We start from the raw sequence: 20260 nt of genomic DNA, 5'->3' as shown, positions 1-20260 counted from the left end.
ATCACGTGGCCGGTCTACTCCGGCGCAGGCTGGGCCGACGCCGGATCCCTGCGGGCCGCGCCGGCAGCCGCCCCGGTGACGGACTGAGGACTCCGGTGCAGGATGCTGCTGCCGTTGCACGCGAGCGGGAAGGAGAGGTTGGCCGATGAACGCGTCCCATTGTGGCGACGGCACCATGCGGTCCCTCGTCGGCTTCCTGGTGCTCGGGCGACTCTCCGAGGCGGAGCGGGCCGCGGTCCTGCTGCATCTGGAGTCGTGCGAGTCCTGCCGTACGGAGCGTGACGAGATTCAGCGGGTCGTCTCGGTGCTCGGGCTGCTCAGCGTCGCGGACGTCCACGAGCTGATCGCCGAGTTCGGCGTGGAGGCCGGCGGTACTGCCGCCGAGGACCAGTTGTTCGGTGCGCCAGGCGACTCCCGGCCGGTGCTGCCCGCATCGTTGCTGCCGGTGTCCGCGATACCGGTGTCCGCCATGCCGGTCTCGGCGATGCCGGTCTCCGCGATGCCGATATCGGCCGTGCCGACCTCGCCTGCCGAGCCGGACTCCCAGGTCGTGGTGGGCCGGGCGCCGATCGGCACGCCGCCGCCCAGGGCGCTGCCCGCCCCGCAGCCGGCAACCCCGCCGGTGCCGGTCCCGAGCCCGCCCACCGCGTCGCAGGCTATGGTGGCCCGGCCCGCCGGTAACGCTCCGGCCGAGGTGGGTGAGCTTCGGCCGGTCGCCCGGATCGGCCCGGCGCCCACTGTCGACCGGCAGAAGCTGCGGATGGCCGAGGGCTACCTGCCACCCCGGCCGACGACCGGACCGCTGGCCCGGGGCCCGCACTCGCATCGCAAGGCACTGTCACGCCGGCGGCGTACCGCTGCGGCTGTGGGTCTGACCGGGGTGGTCGTGGTGGCGCTCGGCGTGACGCTGCTGCTCGCGCCGTGGGGCGGCGCCGAGGGGACCCCGCTTGTCGCGGTCGCCTCCATGGACGACGACGTGAGCGGCATCTCGATGTCCGCGCTGCTGTACGAGGACGACAGCACGGTCTCCGTCCGCCTGACCGCGGACGGGCTGGCCCCCGGCACGGCCTACGAGCTGTACGCGGTCAAGAACAACGGCGAGGACATGCTGCTCGGCCGGCTGACCGGCGACCCGGGCGGCGGGACATTTGCCGGTGACATTGCGTTGCCGGTCGATGACCTCTGGTATTTCAGCGTGCGTGAGGTTGACGGCGGGCTCTCGGTGTCCGCAAATGTCGTGAAGGGTTCGACGCTGCCCGGCTCCGGATCCGCAACGCCATGACGCTCGGCACGGGCCTGACCGCCCGGACCAGCGTGCCCACAGGTCACCGCAGTCAGTGAGGTCATCATTCCGATGGGGAGCACCGCCCACCGTCAAGATTCATCGGGAAAACACCCGCGAACCGTGAACTCGGGTGCTGAGGAGTTCGTTATCACTCCCATGGATCCGGCCACGGGCAGCGCGCCGCCCAGCGACTCGTCGCCTCTTCCCACCCATGACGAGGCGCTTCGGCTCGCCTACGACACGCACGGCCCGATCCTGTTGAACTACCTGATGCGCCTGACCATGGGAAATCGAAGCATGGCGGAGGACATCCTCCAGGAGACGCTCATGCGGGCGTGGAACCATCCGGAGGCGCGTACCCCCGACGGCCAGTGGAGCCGGGGCTGGCTGTTCACCGTGGCCCGGCGCATCGCGATCGATCACATCCGCTCCGCCGCCGGTCGCCCCGTGGAGCAGCTGGACGAGCGGATCGAGGAGCGGCACGCCACCGCCGATCCCATCGATCGCCTGCTCAACTCGCGGGAGGTCCGCGAGGCGGTGGCCCGGCTGCCGGAGCGGTTGCGCACCGCGCTCATCGAGATCTATTTTCAGGAGCGCTCGGTGGCGGAGGCCGCACAGAACCTCTCCGTGCCGGAGGGGACCGTCAAGTCCCGCACGTTCTACGCGCTCCGGGCCCTCCACGAGGATCTCGTGGGCCGCGGATTCACGCTCTGAGCCGTTCCTGACACACCCGCAAAGAATCTTGACCGGTCCGTGAACCCGGCCGTGCCCGGCCACGTTCACAGGGCACCTGTGGCGGAGAGGGATAACCAAGCATGGCAACCAAATCGGTGCCGGAGCGTGTCACCGCGCTCCGCTCGGTCGGCGTGAGGGCGTGGCGTTCCCTCCGGACCACCCGGCAGCGTGTCGAGGCGGGCGTCGCCCTCACCGCGGCCATCGCCTGCATCGTCGCGGCCGGCATCCAGGTGGGCCCGGCCCTGGCCGATCCGAAGATCGAGGGCCTGCCGGTGCCGGACGCCGTGCTCCCCGCGCTCGTGATCGGCGCGACCTCCTGCCCCACGATCACCGCCCCCCGGCTCGCCGCGCAGTTGATGGCCGCCTCCGAGTTCAAGGTCACGGCGAAGTCCGACATCGGCGAGGGTCTCGCCGGGCTGAACGCCGAGGAGTGGAAGAAGTGGGCGCCGTGGCAGCAGGCGGCGCGCACCGACGTGCTCGCCAACGTGCTCGCGCTCGCGCACCGCACCTGTGAGGCCACCGGCCAGGCCCGGACCGCGAAGGTGGGCGGTGACCTCTGGGAGGCCGCCGTGGCCGCCGAGCGCGTCGGCGTGGCGGCGGTGATCGCGAAGAAGGGCGTCCCGGACGCCGCTCAGGACCACGTGGACCGGGTGACCGGCTACGCCAACTGGTACGCCGAGCAGCCGCAGTTCACCGGTGACGGCCAGGCGGCGGTGCCCACATCCTCGTCGGGCGTGGACGCCCCGGGGATGAGCCTCCCGGACGAGTTCGTGGAGCCGGTGCTCAAGGCCGGCCAGATCTGCCCGGCCGTCGCCCCACCGGCGCGCATCGCCGCCCAGCTGATGGCGCTCTCCGCCTTCAACCCGAACCTGCGGGGAAGCAACGGCGGCATGGGCATCGCCCAGTTCACCGAGGCCACCTGGAAGCAGTACCGCCCGTCCGCGAACGCGTCCGTCTGGGCGCCGGAGTCGGCGATCCCCGCGCTCGGCACCGCCATGTGCGATCTGCGGAACCAGCTCTCCGGCCTGAAGCTGACGGACAAGGACGGTGCGGTCACCGATTCGTACACGCTTGCGCTCGCCGCCTTCCAGTGGGGGATCACCGCGGTCCGCGCCGAGGGTGGCGTGCCCCGCAAGGCCGCCGTCGCGCAGTTGCCCGACATGGTCGAGTCGCTGAGCAGCATCTACGACGCGGACACGCGGCTGGCACTCAACAAGCCGTCGCCCAGTCCGTCGGTCTCGTCGAGCTCCAGCCCCAGTCCCAGCCCCAGCCAGACCTCGAGCCCGAGCCCGTCGCCGTCGGCCTCGCTGAGCCCGTCCGTGACGCCGCAGCCGTCCAAGACGAGTCAGGCCCCGCCGGCCAGCAAGTGGAACCCGGCGGTCTCCTGGAAGATCGTGAACGTCCACTACAGCCGCCTGCTTGAGGTCCCCGGCTTCGAGGATTCCAACATCAGCGGCACGACCGTGCACATGTGGGACACGCCGGAGAAGAGCGGTGTCTACGACCGGGACCAGTACTGGCGCATCGCCGACCCGGACAACGACGGCTGGGTCACCATCACCAACGCCCTGTTCGGCAAGGCGCTCGGTGTCCGGGACAAGTCCACCGCGCTCTTCGCGGAGGTGGTCATTCTCGACCCGGTGGCGGGCGACAAGAACCAGCAGTGGCAGCTGAAGGAACTCGGCAACGGGCAGTACAACATCATCAACCGCAATTCCGGCAAAGCGCTCGACATCTCCGGAGACGACTGCTGTGGTGGCAACAGCACGCCGATCACGCAGTACGACCTGCAGGATTACGCGGTCGACCAGAAGTGGACACTGAACAAGTGATCATCCGTCGCTCGACGAGCTGGATCGCGGCGGCGCTCGCCGCGGTCCTGCTCGCCATCGCTCTTCCCGCAGGCCCGGCTCGCGCGGACGACGAGTACGTGCTCTATTACACAGTCACCTCGGCCTACCAGAACAGCCCGGAGAACCTCGCCGAGATCGCGACCCGGTTCCTCGGCGACGCCGCCCGCGCCAACGAGGTCTTCAACCTCAACACCGGCCGGCGGCAGCCGGACGGTGGCGTGCTCGGCGACCCGAACAAGCTGACCGCAGGCTGGTACCTGGTGCTGCCGTGGGACGCGGTCGGCGCGGGCGTGCAGTACGGCGTGCTGCCGTCCACCACACCCGCTCCCAACGGCACCGGCGCACCCGCGCCCGGCCCGGGCGCGACCGGCGCACCGGCCCCGGGGCAGACCGGCGGCGGCCTGCCGGCGAACCCCCCGCCCGCGCCGTCGGGTACGGCGGGTCCGGCCAGCCCGGCCCCGAGCGGGTCTCCGCAACCGCCGCCAAGCGGCAAGTGCGTCGCGGCGACCGCGGCCAGCGCACCGTCGAACTGGGCGATGGCCCGGGTCGCGCCGGACCAGGCCTGGCCGTACACCCGGGGCCTCGGCGTGTCCGTCGCGGTGGTGGACTCCGGCGTGGACCCCAGGGCGCCGCAGTTCGGCAGCCAGGTGGGCCGTGGCGAGGACATCGTGACCGGCGCGGACCGCGGTGACGCGGACTGCCTGGGCACCGGCACCGCGATGGCCGGCCTGGTGGTCGCCCGGCCGACCGAGAAGGACACGTTCAGCGGCATCGCGCCGGACGCGGTGGTGATGCCGATCCGGCTTGTGAACGACAACACGACCGTGGACAAGGCGCGTCAGGCCACCGCGATCGAGGTCGCGATCTCCACCGGCGCCAACGTGATCGCGCTCGGCTCCTACGTGGACATCACCTCCGACGCGGTCGCCCGTGGCGTGCAGAAGGCGCTCGACGCGGGCATCTCGGTGGTGGCCGCCGCGCCGACCGCCGCCGCCGGCGCGGTCACACCCCCGGAGGACGTGATCCTGGTCGGCGGCGTGGGGGTCGACAACAAGCTCGCCGCCGAGTACGTGGCGGACACGGTCGACGTGGTGGCACCCGGCATCAACATCTCCAGCACCGGCATCAACGGCACCACGTTCGTCGGCAGCGGGACGCAGTACGCGGTCGCCCAGGTCGCCGGCGTGGTGGCGCTGATCAGGGCGTCGAAGCCGGGGCTGAACGCCGCGCAGATCACCCACCGGCTGCAGGCCACCGCGGACGCGATGGGTGACGGCCAGCCGAACGCCAACTACGGCTACGGCATGATCAACCCGTTGTCCGCGGTGACCCGTGAGCTGCCCGACGAGGCCACGCTCATCTCGTCGGACGGCAACGGCGCGGAGCCGGTCTCCGGCGGCAACGAGATCCGGATCGCGTTCCTGCTCACCGTCCTGGCCGGCCTGGTGCTCAGCGCGCTGCTGGTCTTCCGTTTCCGGCGGACCATGCGCACGGCGGACGTGGACGACGACCTGGACACGGAGTGGCCGGCCGGCGACCCGGACAGCACGAGGCCCGCGGCGCCCTCCGCACCCGGGCCTCGCTGAGACGGCGATCGGCAGATGACCGCGGCCGGCTACGTGGTGGCAGAGAGGAGTCCGTTCGTGAACCCGCACGGGCGTGAATTCGTGACGGACACGTTCGAGGGCAGCACGGCAAGGGACTCGGTGCCACGTGGCTGACGACGTCTGCGCCGAGCCGCAGCTGCGCGACTCGCTCGGCCTGTACCTGGCCGGCACGCTGCCGGACGACGAATGCGCGGCGGTCGAGTCGCACCTCGGCACCTGCGCGCTGTGCCTGGCGGACGCGGACCGTCTCGGTGAGGCGCTGGCGATGCTCGCCATCCTCTCCGAGACGGACCGCCGCGAGCTCGTCGCCGAGTTCGCGGCCCGCCCCACCCCGGCCATCCAAGATCAAGATCTCGCGGGGGTACGACCGGCGCTCGCCACCTCCGGCCCGTCCCGGCGCCCGTCCTCGGACCGGCCGTCGCCCGCAGCCGGCGGGTCCACCCGTCCCGGTGGCCGGAAGCAGCGCCGTTCGCGGGTGCTGCTGGCCGGCGTCGGGCTGGCCGTGGTGCTGCTGCTCTCCACTGGCGTCGCACTCGGCACCTCCCTGATGGGCCGGCTCGGCGGCTCGGACGCGGTGACGCTGCTGACCGACGCGGAGGACAGCGCGACCGGCGCCACGCTGGCCGTGACCGTCTCCGACCGGGACGGCGAGGTGCGGCTGCGCGCCACGCTGTCCGGCCTGCGCCCGGCCGAGACCTACCGGCTGATCGTCACCGACCTGGACGGCAGGGACTGGCTGATGACCGAGCTGATCGGCGTCGACAAGCCAATCGAGGTGGAGGGCGCCTGCCCGGTGCCGCTCGACCGCCTGGCCAGCATCCGGGTGAACGCCTCGGACGGGACGCTCGCGGTCATGGCGGTCGTCAACCGGGCCGCCACCCCCGGCTCGTCGGACTAGCCGCGCCGTAGCCGCGCCGTGGCCGCGCCCCCGCGGGTCTCACGGCATCTGGCACTGTGCCGCCCGCGGCGGCCGCCACCGTGCCGTCGGACGACCACACCGGCCGCCTGTCCGTGCCGATCAGCGTGCCGTGACTCAGTCCCGGCCCGGTGTCGAGCGGGCCCGGGGAGCCGGCGTCACGGCCCCGGCGGTTCCGGGCACCGACAGAGCAGCGGCACACGGCCCCGGCGGGCCCAGCCGCCGGCCCGCGGAGCCGGTGTTACGGCCCCGGCTGCTCGGGGCACCGGCAGGGCAGCGGCACACGGTCCCGGCGGGCCCGGCCGCCGGCCCGGGGAGCCGGTGTTACGGCCCCGGCGGCTCGGGGCACCGGCAGGGCAGCGGCACACGGTCCCGGCGGGCCCGGCCGCCGGCCCGCGGAGCCGGCGTCACGGCCGCGGCGGGGCCGGGCGCTGGCAGGGCGGCGGCACCAGGTGCGCGGTCCTGTTTCGTGGCCGGGTCGGCAGCGCCGGTCCGGTCGGTGAGCAGCGCGTCGACCGCGGCGTCGTCACCTGTTGCCGAGGCGTGACCCGCGGCATCCGCGCTGCTGACATACTTCGATCGAATTCCGGCGGACGGGCCTTCGGTAACGGCCGGGAGGCGCGTAAGGTCTTCGAGCGGACGGCGGACATGCAGGCATCCCGGCTTCCCGTCGTGGCGGGCGTGAGCACCGCGGAGCCGGCTCTGCTGACCACCGCGGGCTTTCCGGCCGGCGTGGGCGGCCGGGCGTGACGTTCTCCGCACGTCGATGAGATGCCGGAAGCACGGTGTTCTACGGTTCCCGGGTGCGTTGTCATACGGCCTGCGGGCCGGCAGAGTGATCCGGTGGGTGCCGCGGGGGCGCGCCCGGCCGGGCGGACACGGTAGGGGATTGTGGACGTTCAGGAACAAGCGCCGGCCGACCCCGACGCCGGCGCCGACACGTGGCTGAGATCGGTGCAGGCCGCGCACGGGCCGATCGTGTACCGCTACCTCGCCGGAGTCACTCTTGGTGATCGGGCCGCTGCGGAGGACCTGTTGCAGGAGGTGTTGCTGCGCGCCTGGCGGCACTACCCGACGTTGTCCCAGAGCCCGGCTGGTGTTCGCTCCTGGATGTTCGCGGTGGCCCGTAACCTGGTCATCGACGCGGGCCGGGCCCGCCGTGCCCGTCCCGCCGAGGTGAGCCCACCCGATCTCACGCAGCTTCCGGAGCCTGGCGACGCGATGGACCAGGTGCTCACCGCGGGCCTCGTCCGCGAGGCGCTCCAGCAGCTCAGCCCGTTGCATCGGACGGTCCTGATCGAGATCTACTTCGGTGGCGCCCAGGCGGCCGATGTCGCAGGCCGATTGGGCGTACCGGAGGGCACCATAAAGTCGCGAGCGCATTACGCTCTGCGTGCGCTGCGATCCGTTCTCCAACAGATGGAGTCCGGATGATGACGGACCGGGGACGTTGAGGTCACGGTTCGACGGCGACCCGTGAGTAACGTCTGTGACCGTTTTCCCTCGCATTGACAATCCCTTGTGCCGCGTCAAGTATGTGGTGGTTCGCGACCCGGTACGCGCGGGTGGACCCTAGGAGAGAACGGCATGTCGGACAGCCCGGAGGCCCTGTGTGATCAGGGTGGGCGCGGGGTGCTGAGCCCCGGGCGCAGGGCGTTTTCGTCTCGGGTGGGGCGCCGGCGGTGACGATCGGTCATCCTGGCCGTCCGGCGATGCCGGCCGGTCCTCGGCGCGGGTCCGCGAGCGCACTCCGCTGGGTGGCGGAAAATCTGGCAGTCGTCGGGCCCGACCCGGACGGCTCAATCGTCGCCATGTCCGGCCTCCTTCCGGTGGAACCGGGCGTCGTCACAGTCGTGGGCCAGCTCACCGGGCCCGACGACTGGGCGATGATCACCGAGGTGCTGCCGATCGCGGTCCCGCCCGGCGCCGCCGCCCGGCTCGCGGTCTCCGGCGCCGGGATGAGCCCGCCGCACGGCCCGCCCCCCGCCGCACTGCTCGCCGAACAACTCCAGGCGGACGTGTACGCCCCGAACGGCCAGCTCCTGCTGGTGCCCGGCGGTGGCATGTTCGCTGTCGACGGATGGCGCTGGTTCAGCCCGGACGGCATGGTCCGGCAGGGCGGCCGCCGGTTCCCCCGCCCGCACTGGGAGTCCGAGGTGGACACGCTGGCCCGGCACGCGGTCAGCGGGGTGCGCGCGTACGCCGTACCCGCGGGATTGTGGATCTTCTCGGATCTGCCCGGACTGCCGGATCCGAGCCTTGACGACCTGGTGCTCGCGGTTCCCGTCGACCCGGACCGGGTCACCATCGTGCTCGGCCGGCCAGGTGCTCCCGCGCCGAGCGTCGACGCGGCCCGGTCGATGCTCGACGCCCTCGACCCATCCATGGTCATCGCGCCCTACGGTGATGCGGCAGCCGAGTCGCTGCGGCTCGCCACCGCGATCGCCGAGCACTGGGACAGCCCGGTCGAGGTCGCCACCGGCCTGCCCACGCTCGATGTCGAGTACGAGCTGGTCTCCGTCGCGGTCGACCCGGACGGGGAGAGCTGGTGGACGCCGCCGGTCTCCCGGCTCCGCGTCGCGCCAGGCCTCCCGCCCGCCCCGGCCGGTACCGTCGAGCTCCTCGCCGACCTGCGTCCGGCCGGCCCCGGCGGCTACCGGCTCAACGAGCGCTGGGTCGTCGAGGCCACCCAGTTCGGCTTCTGGGTCCGGCCGCCGTTCGCCGGTCAGCACGTCACCGAGGTGCGCCGCCGCCCGTGGAACGCGCAGCGGCTCACCATCCAGGTCGGGCTGCCCGGCCTGCCGCTGCCCGATGACGTGCTGCCGATGCTTCACATGCTTCTCAACCGGCTCCCCGCGTACGTGCGCGCCCGGGTCGCCTTCGTCCCCGAGGAACTCAACCACCTCCTCGAACCGGACTCCACAGACCGGCCCGACGTGGTACTCGCCGCGCAGCGTTCCACCACGCCCCGCTGGTGGCGCCGCGACGACCGGCTCTTCGCGGTGCTACTCACCGCGGACGGCCCCACCGGGATGGTCCGCACCGACGCCGGCGAGGTGGAGCCCGGCCAGCTCGGCGAGATCATCGCCACCTACCGGGACCCGGATCCGCGCCCGGTGCTGCTGCTCGCGTCCGCGCCTGTCGCACCGGACGTCGAACAGCTGCTCGCCGACCAGCTGCAGTCGTTCGTGATCGGGCGCCGCAACGACGGGTGGTGGGCCAGCGCGGCACGCCGGATCGGCCTGGAGCCGCGCGCCGCGGTCATGCTCCCGTCCGGATTCCCGTTCACCGACGCGGAGCTGACCGCCGCGCTCGCCCCGGCCCGCCCGGCACCACGCCGTCAGCCGGTCCGCGCGGCCGATCACGAGCCGCTGCTGTCCCTCACGCCCGGCGGCCAGGAGAGCACGGTGGTGGCGCAGCGGCAGCGCGAGGGCCGGTCCGCGGCGCACACGGTCCTGGTGGCCGCCGGACCGGACTGGCGCCACCCGTTCCGCCTCGACGGGCGGCCCGCGACAGCCTGGGAGCTGGCCCGCACCATCGCCGATCACCGGCCCGGCTGGGCCGGCGACCGGGAGACCGTCTGGCTGGAGGCAGGCGAGCTCAGCGAGGCCCTGCTGCGCCTGCTCGCCAACTACCTCGGCACGCCGGTCGGTACCCGGGCCCGGCTCGTGCCGGACGCGCCGCCTGCGGCACGGGCCACCGGCTGGTTCGCGGTGCCGCCACGCGACGAGGAGGGACAGGACCTCGTCGACCGGTACGGCCGGGGAGGCTATCCAGACCAGGAGAGGCACCACCATGGGGAAGCCTGAGCGGAAGCCGGAGTCCATTGCGGACGTCACAGCGCCGGTCGGTGGTGCGGCGGCCGAGGCACCCGGGGTGAGCGGTGGGCAGGGCGCGGCTGAAGCCGGTGCTGCCACTTCGGCTGGGGCCGGTGCTGCCACTGGGGCTGGGGCTGGTGCTGCGACTTCGGCTGGGGCCGGTGCTGCCACCGGGGCTGACACTCGGGCTGAGTCCGGTGCTGTCACCGGGGCTGGGGCCGGTGGCGTTGCTGTGTCCGGCGGTGCTGTTGCGACCGGCGCGGCGAAGGCGGACGTCGCGGAGTCCGGCAGGGCCGCGGGGGCATCCCCGCGCCGCACGCCGGACGCTGGAAAGCCCCGCAGCGCCTTCGCTCCCGACCCGGAGGACAGCGGCCCGCACCCGACGTTCTCCAGCGCACGTCCGACGGACAGCGGCCCGAACCCGACGTTCTCCAGCCCACGTCCGACGGACAGCGGCCCGCACCCCACGTTCTCCAGCAAACGTCCGACGGACAGCGGCCCCGCCGGGAGCGGCGCGTTCCCACGCCCTGCCGACAGCGGCGGATACCAGCGCCCTACCGAGAGTGGCGCCTATCAGCGCCCTACCGAGAGTGGCGCCTACCCGCGTCCCACCGAGAGTGGCGCCTACCCGCGCCCTACCGAGAGCGGTGCCTTCTCCCGGCCCACCGCGAGCGGCGCGCATCAGACGCCAGACAACAAGCGCCCACCGGTGCAGCGCGCCGTCGCGCTCAGCGGGCTGCCGCCCTACGAGGCCGGCCCTTCCGACGGCCCGCAGTCGACGCCCGCCCCGCCGCCCACGCCCGCCTCGCCGCCCCGAAGCCCTCAGCGCGGTGGCGACCGCGTCGTCGTACCCACGAATCGCCCCACCAGCTCCGCACCCGCTGCCGCGCCCACGTCCCCCGCCCCGGGTGCGCCCGCGATGCCGCCGATGCCCGCGTTCCCACCGCGCCCGGTCTCACCCGCGCCGACGGCCGACGCGGTTCCGGTGCTCGCCGAAGCGTCGCTACCGGACGTGGACCCGGATGACGACCCGCACGCCACCCAGATCGTCGCCGTCCGCCCGGCCGATCCGCCCGCCGCGCCGGGCCGCTCGGCAGGTGAGCGGTTCCGCCCCTGGCTTGTTCCGCTCGTGCTTGTCGGTGTGGTCGCCATCGTCGCCGCGCTGATCGGCGGCAACCGACTCCCGGACGGGCAGTTCACGGACGACGCCGCCGGGCCGGTTCCGCCCGCCGGTCCCGCTGTCACGTTCATCACGCTCGGCCCGCCGTCCAGCCCGGTCGCGTCCGCGCCCGGCTCGGTGACGCCGAGCGGCTCGGTCACCGCGTCCCCGTCTGCGACCCCCACCCCGTCCGTCTCGGCGGGTGCCACAACCCCGGCCGTACCGGCGACGAAGGCCCCTGCCCAGACCGCGGATCCGGGCCGTGGGACCGGGAAGGCCAACACGTCCGGGGCGAACCTCGCGCTGAACCGGCCGGTCTCCGCGTCCAGCTACGAGGGCGAGGCCCAGTGGCCCGCGTCCGCGGCCGTCGACGGGGACACCACCACCCGGTGGAGCAGCGCGTTCTCCGCCGAACCGCAGTCGATCACGGTCGACCTCGGCGAGGTCTGGACGATCAGCACCGTGGAAATCATGTGGGAGCGCGCGCACGCGAAGTCGTACTACGTCGAGGCGTCCGGCGACGGCAGCACCTGGACCCGGATCTACAGCACCACCGCGGGCGCCGAGGGGCAGGCGGTCATCTCGGTCGCCAAGGTCCCCGGCCGGTTCGTGCGGATCACCGGCACGGTCCGCAGCTCCGAGTACGGCTACTCGATCAACGAGTGGCGGGTCTACTAACCGTTTTCGGCTGCCCGTACATCTGTGGATCTTTCCGCCTCGGCGTCCGACCGCGCCCGAAGCCGCCCGACTCCGTCCGCTTGCCCGCCTCCGTTGTCCGAGTGGGTGGAAAGGGGATTACCTTCGCCTGAACGTCGAACTATGCGCGCCCCGCTTCCGTTAAACCGGCGACAACCTCCACGAGCGAAGGCGAGCGGGCGCGATGGGGAACACCCGGCATCCGGCAGCACAGCGGTCGCTGGCATGACGGCGGATCGCTGCACCGACAAGGCGACGCAGACGCTTCTCGGGCTCTACGCACTCGGCAGGCTCTCCGCCGCCGAGCAGAACCGTACCCTTCGGCATCTGGAAGTCTGCCCGTCCTGTCGCACCGAGGTCGCGGACCTGAGCCGGGTCACCTCCGCGCTCGGCCTGCTGACCCCCACGGACATCGCCGAGATCCTCGCCGAGGACGCCGGCCCGCCAGGTCTGACGCCCGGCCCTCGCGCCCCCGTCTGCACCGGTGCGCGCGGCACCCGCGACCGCCGCCCCGGTCGCGCCTCGGCCGGCACCATCGTCCGCGGCTGGAAGTCCTAGACGTTTTCCTTGTCCGGCCCGGTTTCCGGTCGAGACGACGCCGCGAACAGCCCGGTGTGTTGCGGAAGGCGCGTGATGAACGCCTGAAGCCGCCGGTGATGCGCCGTGCACACGCCGATCAGCCGATCAGCGTCCCGGGCAGTGAACGCGGCCAGCATGTCCGCGTGGTCCGCGTGAAGCAGTGCCCGTTCCGCCGCGGCCAGGTGCGACATCGGCTGCAGCGGCTCCGTCATGTTCCACGCGGTGCCGAGCATGTTCAGCAGCCGGCTCATCCGGCACGGCTCGATCAACGCCAGGTGGAACCGCCGGCTCTCGCGGTGGTGCGCGCGCCCGTCGCCCACGCGCACCGCCTCCTCGAGCGCCGCGTGTGCGGTCCGTGCGCGCTCCACGTCGGCCTCGCCCGCCCGCCCCACCGCCACCCGCAACGCCGCGGTCTCCAACGCCTCCCGCGCCAGGTAGATCTCCGCGAACTCCGCCGCGGTAAGCATCGCCACCCGGTACCCGAAGTTCGGCCGGTGGTCGACCAGTCCCTCGCCGATCAGCGTCATCAGCGCCTCCCGCACCGGAATGCGGCTCACCCCGAACACCGCCGCGACCGCGTCCACCGGGATCGGCGTACCCGGCGGCGCCTCGCCGTCCAGGATGCACGCCCGCAACTCGGCCAGGATCACCGACTGCGAGCTGCCCAGCGGCCGCCCCGACAGCCACGTGACAAGCACCGACCGGTGGCGGGAGACGGACATCCCCCGACCATATTCCGGTCGCGTTATCGCCAGGTTTCGGTGCGGGCGCGGCAGGTCACCAGCGCCGCGGTCCCGGTGGCCGAACGCACAGGCCGGCGGTTCCGCGACCCCCGTCTGCCGCCGCGGAACCGTCCTGCCTCGCGATGGGATGCGCCGCCGCTGCGGGTTCCCCGCAGCGGTCCGGCGTCCGGCACCAGACAACCAGCCGTGCGCCGCCCGGTCAGCGATTCCGCAGCAGATCGGAGAATAAAGGCCAAAAGCACAGTTCAAGGGCGCTCCGGGGGTACGGCCGGACCGGAGAATTCCGGAGGATCAGGCGCCCAGGTCGGTCAGCACCACGTCGGTGATCTCGACGCTGAGCGCGGGATTGCCGCCCATCTGGAACGTCAGCTCGCTCGACCGGCTGGTCATGGCCCCGGTGAACCGGTACGTGTGCTGCTGCGGCTCCGTGGAGACCGGGATCGTCTCCATCAGCGACGGGTGGTCCCACGGTGGCTGGTCACCTTGGACCCGCACGCCGATCGTGGCGTCCACGCTCGCCTTCGCTGTGAAGCTGAGCGTGTAGCCGTGGCCGGACGTCACCGGCAGGCAGCCGCGGATGACGAGCATGTCCCACTTCTTGAGCCCGGCGCCCGACTGGGCGGTGGCGGTCCAGCCGTGCGTGGTGAAGTCGCCGAGCCGGACCAGGTCGCTGTTCGACCACCAGGCGTCGAACCGCTGGTCGCTCGTCGCGTCCGGGCGGGCCACGTCCAGCAGGTCGCCGCCCGGCGCGGGCGGGCCGGCCGTGCACGGCGTCTCCGCCGCGGCCGTGCTGTCCGCCTGGGGCGCCACGCTGTCCGTCGCGCCTCCCGCCGGCGGCGCTGCCAGGCCGGTGACCGAGGGCTCATTCCGGTTTGCGACGAAGGCCCAGGTCAGTCCGCCCGCGAGGACGCCGGTCACGGCCACGATCGCGGCGATCAGCAGCGGCCATCGCCACCGCCGGACCGGCCGCGGATCGACAGTGCCGAACCGGTTGTAGCCCTCGGGCACGTCGAAGCCTGGCAGCTCCTTCCCGGCCCCGGCCCCGGGCTCGGGCGCGGGCTCGGTCACGGTCTTGCGGCGAAGGGATTTCTGCAGCTCGTAGACGCGGACCATGGTGTCGTGCCGGCTCCGCCACTGCGCGGTCACGGCCGTGTCACCGCCGCAGATCCCGATGATCGGCATGACCATCCGGTCGAACGAGGGCGGTGTCTTGACCGTCCCGGCGAGCACCGCGTACACCTGCGAGTCGCTCATCGGATGCCGGCTCACCACGTACGACCGGGTCTGACCCGCCGCCCGGACGAACGCGTCGAGCTGCGCGCAGAAGTGCCGGACCGGACTGTCCTCATGCTCCACCGCCATGCCGCTCCTCCGCTCGAATACGACCGAACGACATCGTAGAGTGACATGTCGATCGATGTCCGTACCCCCGGCCCCGCAGTGCGGTGCGGCTCAGCCCTCCGTCACACCCACCTCCCACAGCGCGCTGACCGGCATCGCCCGCAGCCGCTCCCCGAACGGCAGCGTCGTCGTCCCGGTGTAGAGCACGAGCCCGGTGACGAAGTCGTCGCCCAGCCGCTCCTGGAGGCGCCGTAGCCCGCGGAAGTCCTCTGCGCGCACCGTGGAGGCCGCTTTCACCTCGATGCCGACCACCTGGCCGCGCCGGTTCTCAAGCACCGCGTCGACCTCCACCTTGTCCCGGTCGCGGTAGTGGGAGAGCACCGCGAGCTGGTCGGACCAGGTCAACTGCCGGGCCAGTTCGGAGAGGACGAAGCCCTCCAGCAGCCCGCCGAACGGCGCTCCCGGACGCAACAGCGTATGCGCGTTCATCGCGAGCTGCTGCGACGCGATCCCGGAATCCACAAAGATCGTTTTCGGTGTCCGAGTGGCCTGGGCGCCGAGGTTGCGCGACCAGCCCGGGATCTGCTTGATCAGGAAGACCTCGTCGAGCAGCTGCACGTACCGGTTGATCGTCGGGCGGCTCAGCTCCAGGCCGGACTCCAGCCCACGGACCGTCGTCGCGGACCGCGCCGCGAGCAGGCCGATCAGCCGGTGCAATTGAGGCACTCGCTCGATCTCCGCCAGCTGCCGCACGTCCCGGTCGACAAGCGCCTGCACGTAACTGTCCAGGAACCGGCCACGCCGCCGCGGATCGTTACGGCTGACCGCCTCCGGCATGCCGCCGCGGACGACGCGAGCCGCGTAGTCGGCGCGGCTGACCGCCGACTCGTGCCGCAGGCCGGGGCCGAGCGCGAACACCGCGTCGATGAACCGGTCCGGCGTGCCGTCTATCTCGCCCTGGGAGAACGGCCACAGCTCCACCGTCTCCATCCGGCCGGGCAGCGCGTCCGGCAGATCGCGGAGCGCGAGCAGCCGGGACGAGCCGCTGAGCAGGTAACTGCCCGGCCTCGGGTCGGAGTCGACGGATGCCTTGATCGCCAGCAGCAGCTCCGGCACGCGTTGGATCTCGTCGATGACCATCAGGTCGTCCGAGTCGACGAAACCGACCGGATCGGCGAGCGCCGCCTCGCGGTCCTGCGGCAGGTCGAGGTCCCGCCGCTGCGCCGGGCGGCCGCTCGCGATCACTCTGATCAGGGTGCTCTTGCCGGACTGCCGGGCGCCGTTGACCAGCACCACCCGGGTGTCCGCGAGAGCGGCGTCGACGAGCGCCTGCGCGCGTCGCGGAAGCAGATCAGACCTGGCCATGCCCCCATCATATGGCGCAATCTTGCAGTAAGCGACCTTGAGACTTTACGTTTGCGAAGCCGGAGCCTTTACACTTGCGAACCCGTTGACTTTACGTTTGAGAAGGTGCCAGCTTTACAGTTGCGACACCTGAAGGCGTGGATTCCGCGGTCAGAAAAGGTCGTGCGGGTCGATCTGGATGCGGACCGGGTGGGGGGACTTGCGGGCGCTGCGGACGCCGGCGGCCTCGTGAAGCGACTTCGCCAGGGCGGCGGAGGCGCCGCGGCGGACCCGGACCAGCATGCGTTCCTGGTCGTCGGCGGCCGGGACCGGTCCGAGCAGCTCGGCCTCGTCGGGGAGGTGGGCGGTCTCCAGCAGGTCGGCGACCGCGTCGGGCGGGCCGGTGAGGCTGGCAATCCGGGCGGCGGGCGGGAAGGCCAGTTCGCGGCGTTCGGCAAGCTCGCGGGCGGCGTACCAGGCGGGGTCCCAGCGCAGCAACGCCTGCACGGCGGGAATGGCGCCGTCCGCGACCACCACCACGCGGCCGCCGGCGCGGTGCGGGCGGGCCAGCGCGGCCGCTGTCAGCCAGCGGCGCAACGCCTCCTCGCCGGCGCGCAGGTCCGCGCGGGTGAGCAGCGCCCAGGTGTCAAGCAGCAGCACCGCGCCGTAGCCGCCCTCCGCGACCGGCTCGGCGCCGGGCGTGCAGACCACGACCGCGGGCTCGTCCGGCACAAGCGTGAGCACCTCGTCCCGGCCGGACGTGCGCACCGGCACGCCGGGAAACGCGCGGCCCAGCTCCTCCGCGGTGCGCCGGGCTCCGATAATCGAGGCGCGAAGGCGGTGACCGCCGCACTCCGGGCAGGTGTAGTCCGCCGCGACCCGCCCGCACCAGCGGCAGCCCGGCACCGCGTGCGACGAGCGCAGCTCAAGCGGGCCCTGGCAGTGCGCGCAGCGGGCGGGGGAGCGGCAGGTCACGCACGCGGTCGACGGCAGGTACCCGCGCCTCGGCACCTGCACCAGCACCGGCGCGCCGGCCCGCAGCGCGGTCCGGGCCGCCTCCCAGGCCACGCTCGGCAGCCGCGCGGTCTCCGCGGCCGCGTCCCGGGCCAGCTGCGGGTCGTCGCCGATCGGGGCCACGTGCGGGGCGCGCGCCCGCAGCGCGTCCCGGCTGCCGGCCAGCTCGTGCGCCCAGCCGGTCTCCACGAGCAGCTGCGCCTCCGCGGTCCGGGTGAAGCCGCCGGCCAGCACCGCGGCGCCGGTCAGCTGCGCGCGGGTCAGCAGCACCTCGCGCGCGTGCGGGTAGGGCGCGCGCGGCTCGCCGTGCGAGTCGTCGCCGTCGTCCCAGATCACCACCAGGCCCAGGTCGTGCACGGGTGCGAACGCGGCCGCGCGCGTCCCGATCACCACCGGCGCCTCGCCGCGCAGCCCGGCCAGGAACGCCCGGTACCGCTTCGCCGGCCCCAGCGACGCCGCAAGCACCGTGTGCCGCCCGGCGCCAAGCGTCGCGGTCAGCGCCGCGTCCAGCCGTTCCAGGTCGCGCGCGTCCGGCACCACCGCGACCACGCCCTGACCTGCGGCGACGGTCACCGCGGCCGCCTCGGCGATCCGCCGCGGCCAGTCCTCGCCGGGCAACGCGGACCACACGGCCCGCGGCGCGCGCCGCTCTTCGAGCGCAAGCAGGAAACCGGGCCCATGAGGGTACGGCGCCCACCCTTCTCCGCCCAGCTCGGTGACCGACGCCGTCCCCGTCTCGGCAGGGCCGTCGGCGGCCTCGTCGCGTACCCCCGGATCGGTCTCGGGTGTGGGTTTCTCCTGCTCCGCGCGAGCGTGGCGGGCCGGGACGGCCAGCCGGAGCACGTCGGCCAGGCTTCCCGCGTAGCGCTCGGCGATCGTCCGGACCAGGTGCAGCACCTCGTCGGTAAGCACCCGTTCCGGCGAGACGAGCTTGTCGAGGAAGCCGAGCTTCCCCTCGTGCGTGGACGTCGCCACCCGCTCCAGCAGCCAGCCGTCGATCAGCTGGCCGGCGAACCGCACCCGGACCCGCGTGCCCGGCTGCGCGGTCTCGCCCAGCTCGGCCGGGACCAGGTAGTCGAACGCGCGGTCCAGGTGGGGGAGCGGCACGTCCACGCAGATCCGGGCGACCGGCAGCGTCTCGGCCGGCTCCCGCGGCGGTTTCGGTTTCGCCGCCTGGGACCGGCCCGGCTTGCCGCCCGGCGTCGGCGGGGGCGCGGCAGCCTTGGCGGCCACCGCGCGTGCCACAGACGCGCCGCCCCCGACCGCATCAGCGGTCAGGGTCAGCCCGTCCAGCGACAGCTCACCCGCCGACTCGTCTCCCACCACGAAATCCTGTCACGTGCCTCCGACAGGATCGCGGAGAGGCGTTACTGCAGACGACCGGTGAACGCCAGCACAAGCGTCTCGATTGCCGAGGCCGGCTCGCGTAGCACCAGGTTACGGCCGCCTGCCGCGGCCGCCACCTTCTCAAGCGACGCCGCGTCCGCGTCCGGGCCGACCGCGATCGTGACGACCTGCACCGGCTTGTCCTTGATCTGCTCCTTGGCGAGCTTCGCGGTCAGCTGCTCGAGCGTCAGCCCGGTCGCGACCTCGTTCGCCCCGTCCGTGATGATCACGACCGAGTTGGTGCTGCCGGCCTCCCACTGCTTCTGCATGGTCTTGAACGCGTCGTAGACCGTGTCGTACAGCGGGGTGTCGCCCTCGGCCCGCAGCGCGCCGACCGCCTGGTTGAGCGCCTGCGCACGCGGGATCGCGCCCGCGTTCGCCGGGTACGGGCCGAACGGCACCAGCTCCCGGTGCGCCTGACCGTCCCCGCGCCCGGAGAACTCCCACAGCCCGATGCTCATCGTGTGCGGCAGCAGGTTGAAGCCGGCGCCCGCGGTCTGCTGCAGCAGCGCCAGCCGGTTGAGCTTGGTGTCCGGCACGGGCTTCGTCATCGACCCGGACGTGTCGAGCACGACGAGCAGGTTGACCTTGCGCTGCAGGTCAGCCCACGCGGCCATGACCTGGCTGAGCCGCTCCGGGGTGATCGCGGCCCGGGCGGCGGGCGGCGCGGCCGGGTAACCGGCGCTCACCGGCAGCGCGGCGGTGCCGTCGGTCGCGCCGTCCGGCGTGCGCAGGTAGTGCCGGGCCAGGATCGCGCGCGCGTCCGGCCCGTGCAGATACTGCCGGATGTCATCGGCCGCGGCTCGGTCCCGGCCGGAAACCCAGCTCGCGGTGAGCGGCACGTAGGGGAAGTCCGCCACGAACGACTGCTGCGTGTCGTAGACCGGCGCCATCTCACCGGCCGGGTTCGCCGCGTTGTACTCCGCGACCTCCTTCTCCAGCGCCGGGAACGCCGCGACCGCCGAGTTCTGATCGATCGCGGCCGCGGTGGACTGCGCCGCGAAGAACACGCCCGCGTCCGGTGCGAAACCGCCGACCACCCGGCTGACCTGCAGGCCCGCGATCAGCTGCTGTTGGCCGACCTCGCCGGTGCCGGTCGGGTCCAGGATGGAGAGCACCGACGCCAGCCCGGCCGTCGAGGTGGCCGGGTCGGTCAGGCCGACGCGCATGCTCGCGTACTCGGGATGGCCGGCCTTGGCCCACACGTCCGGCTGGGAGAGCGCGCCGATCACGTCCTGCCGGCCGAGCGGGCGCTGCGGCCAGCCGAGCGCGGTGGCCATCGGCTTGCGGAGCGCGAGCACCGCGGGCGAGGTGGCGATGCTCTCCGGCTGTGCGCCGAGCAGTTCGGCGGCCTCGGGACGGGAGCCCGCGACGCTGAGCCAGACGCTTGAGTCCGGCACCCACACGTCCGGCTTGTCGCCGTCCCGGGCCGGGTCCCAGCCGGGGCCGACCGCGGCCGCTGCCTGCCCGGACTCCTGCACGACGGTCCGCGCGGTGACGCACGCGCCGTCCACTGTGGGCCGGGTGGCGTTCCACTTCGCGAGCACCTGGTTCAGCGCCGGCTCCACGGTCGGGGAGGCCACGACCGTGACGGTCGAGGAGGTCAGGCACCGTCCGGCCAGCGACAGCATGCCCCGCTGCCAGAGCACGCCGACAGTGCCGGCCGCGACGGCCATGCAGAGCAGGATGACCAGACCTATGCGAAGCACGGTCAGGCCCGGGCGGCGACGCCGGGTGACCACGCCTGAAGTGTCCATGTCTATCTACCTCTCCCAGGGTTTGAC

At 72.9% G+C, this 20260-nt stretch carries 15 protein-coding genes; 10 read left to right on the top strand and 5 right to left on the bottom strand.

Annotated elements, in window-relative coordinates:
* Positions 1-145 precede the first annotated feature (145 nt).
* The 10 genes from ACIA8K_RS03590 to ACIA8K_RS03545 all read left to right on the top strand — a co-directional run bounded on the left by ACIA8K_RS03590 (position 146) and on the right by ACIA8K_RS03545 (position 12627).
* Positions 146-1282: a zf-HC2 domain-containing protein gene (locus ACIA8K_RS03590; RefSeq protein WP_396054565.1), complete on the top strand. Its 1137-nt coding sequence runs from the start codon at positions 146-148 to the stop codon at positions 1280-1282.
* 159 nt (positions 1283-1441) lie between these two features.
* A complete protein-coding gene (locus tag ACIA8K_RS03585; RefSeq protein ID WP_396054563.1) occupies positions 1442-1999 on the top strand; it encodes a sigma-70 family RNA polymerase sigma factor in 558 nt (185 codons plus the stop codon).
* Between the two features lie 101 nt (positions 2000-2100).
* Positions 2101-3852 (top strand): RICIN domain-containing protein, encoded by a 1752-nt coding sequence (locus tag ACIA8K_RS03580; RefSeq protein WP_396054561.1) that lies wholly within the window; start codon positions 2101-2103, stop codon positions 3850-3852.
* On the top strand, positions 3849-5459 hold the full coding sequence (locus ACIA8K_RS03575) for a S8 family serine peptidase (protein ID WP_396054559.1): 1611 nt from the start codon (positions 3849-3851) through the stop codon (positions 5457-5459). The genes ACIA8K_RS03580 and ACIA8K_RS03575 overlap by 4 nt, the downstream gene beginning before the upstream one ends.
* A 127-nt stretch (positions 5460-5586) precedes the next feature.
* Entirely contained in the window at positions 5587-6378 is a 792-nt protein-coding gene (locus tag ACIA8K_RS03570) for a zf-HC2 domain-containing protein (RefSeq protein ID WP_396054557.1), read from the top strand.
* Between the two features lie 18 nt (positions 6379-6396).
* Complete coding sequence (locus tag ACIA8K_RS03565; protein WP_396054555.1) at positions 6397-7146, top strand: hypothetical protein; 750 nt, start codon at positions 6397-6399, stop codon at positions 7144-7146.
* Between the two features lie 141 nt (positions 7147-7287).
* The gene (locus ACIA8K_RS03560; RefSeq protein ID WP_396054553.1) at positions 7288-7830 is read left to right on the top strand and encodes a sigma-70 family RNA polymerase sigma factor; all 543 of its coding nucleotides are present in this window, start codon (positions 7288-7290) and stop codon (positions 7828-7830) included.
* 323 nt (positions 7831-8153) lie between these two features.
* Complete coding sequence (locus ACIA8K_RS03555) at positions 8154-10205, top strand: hypothetical protein (RefSeq protein WP_396054551.1); 2052 nt, start codon at positions 8154-8156, stop codon at positions 10203-10205.
* A 718-nt stretch (positions 10206-10923) separates the two neighbouring features.
* Complete coding sequence (locus ACIA8K_RS03550; protein WP_396054549.1) at positions 10924-12051, top strand: discoidin domain-containing protein; 1128 nt, start codon at positions 10924-10926, stop codon at positions 12049-12051.
* Positions 12052-12294: 243 nt separating this feature from the next.
* The gene (locus ACIA8K_RS03545; protein WP_396054547.1) at positions 12295-12627 is read left to right on the top strand and encodes an anti-sigma factor family protein; all 333 of its coding nucleotides are present in this window, start codon (positions 12295-12297) and stop codon (positions 12625-12627) included.
* Here the strand turns inward: ACIA8K_RS03545 and ACIA8K_RS03540 are convergent.
* The 5 genes from ACIA8K_RS03540 to ACIA8K_RS03520 all read right to left on the bottom strand — a co-directional run bounded on the left by ACIA8K_RS03540 (position 12624) and on the right by ACIA8K_RS03520 (position 20233).
* Positions 12624-13370 (bottom strand): GntR family transcriptional regulator, encoded by a 747-nt coding sequence (locus ACIA8K_RS03540; RefSeq protein WP_396054545.1) that lies wholly within the window; start codon positions 13368-13370, stop codon positions 12624-12626. The genes ACIA8K_RS03545 and ACIA8K_RS03540 overlap by 4 nt on opposite strands.
* A gap of 312 nt (positions 13371-13682) precedes the next feature.
* Positions 13683-14753 carry a hypothetical protein gene (locus ACIA8K_RS03535; protein ID WP_396054543.1) on the bottom strand — a complete coding sequence of 357 codons (1071 nt, stop codon included), beginning with the start codon at positions 14751-14753 and terminating at the stop codon, positions 13683-13685.
* 90 nt (positions 14754-14843) lie between these two features.
* Complete coding sequence (locus ACIA8K_RS03530; protein ID WP_396054541.1) at positions 14844-16097, bottom strand: ATP-binding protein; 1254 nt, start codon at positions 16095-16097, stop codon at positions 14844-14846.
* A 150-nt stretch (positions 16098-16247) separates the two neighbouring features.
* Positions 16248-18413 carry a primosomal protein N' gene (locus tag ACIA8K_RS03525; RefSeq protein ID WP_396054539.1) on the bottom strand — a complete coding sequence of 722 codons (2166 nt, stop codon included), beginning with the start codon at positions 18411-18413 and terminating at the stop codon, positions 16248-16250.
* A gap of 44 nt (positions 18414-18457) precedes the next feature.
* Complete coding sequence (locus tag ACIA8K_RS03520) at positions 18458-20233, bottom strand: substrate-binding domain-containing protein (RefSeq protein ID WP_396054537.1); 1776 nt, start codon at positions 20231-20233, stop codon at positions 18458-18460.
* Positions 20234-20260: the final 27 nt, after the last annotated feature.

The sequence above is a fragment of the Catenuloplanes sp. NPDC051500 genome, assembly GCF_044454585.1.
Lineage (GTDB): Bacteria > Actinomycetota > Actinomycetes > Mycobacteriales > Micromonosporaceae > Catenuloplanes.
The sequence above is the reverse complement of the archived record's forward strand: the minus strand, read 5'-3'. Positions and strand labels throughout refer to the sequence as shown.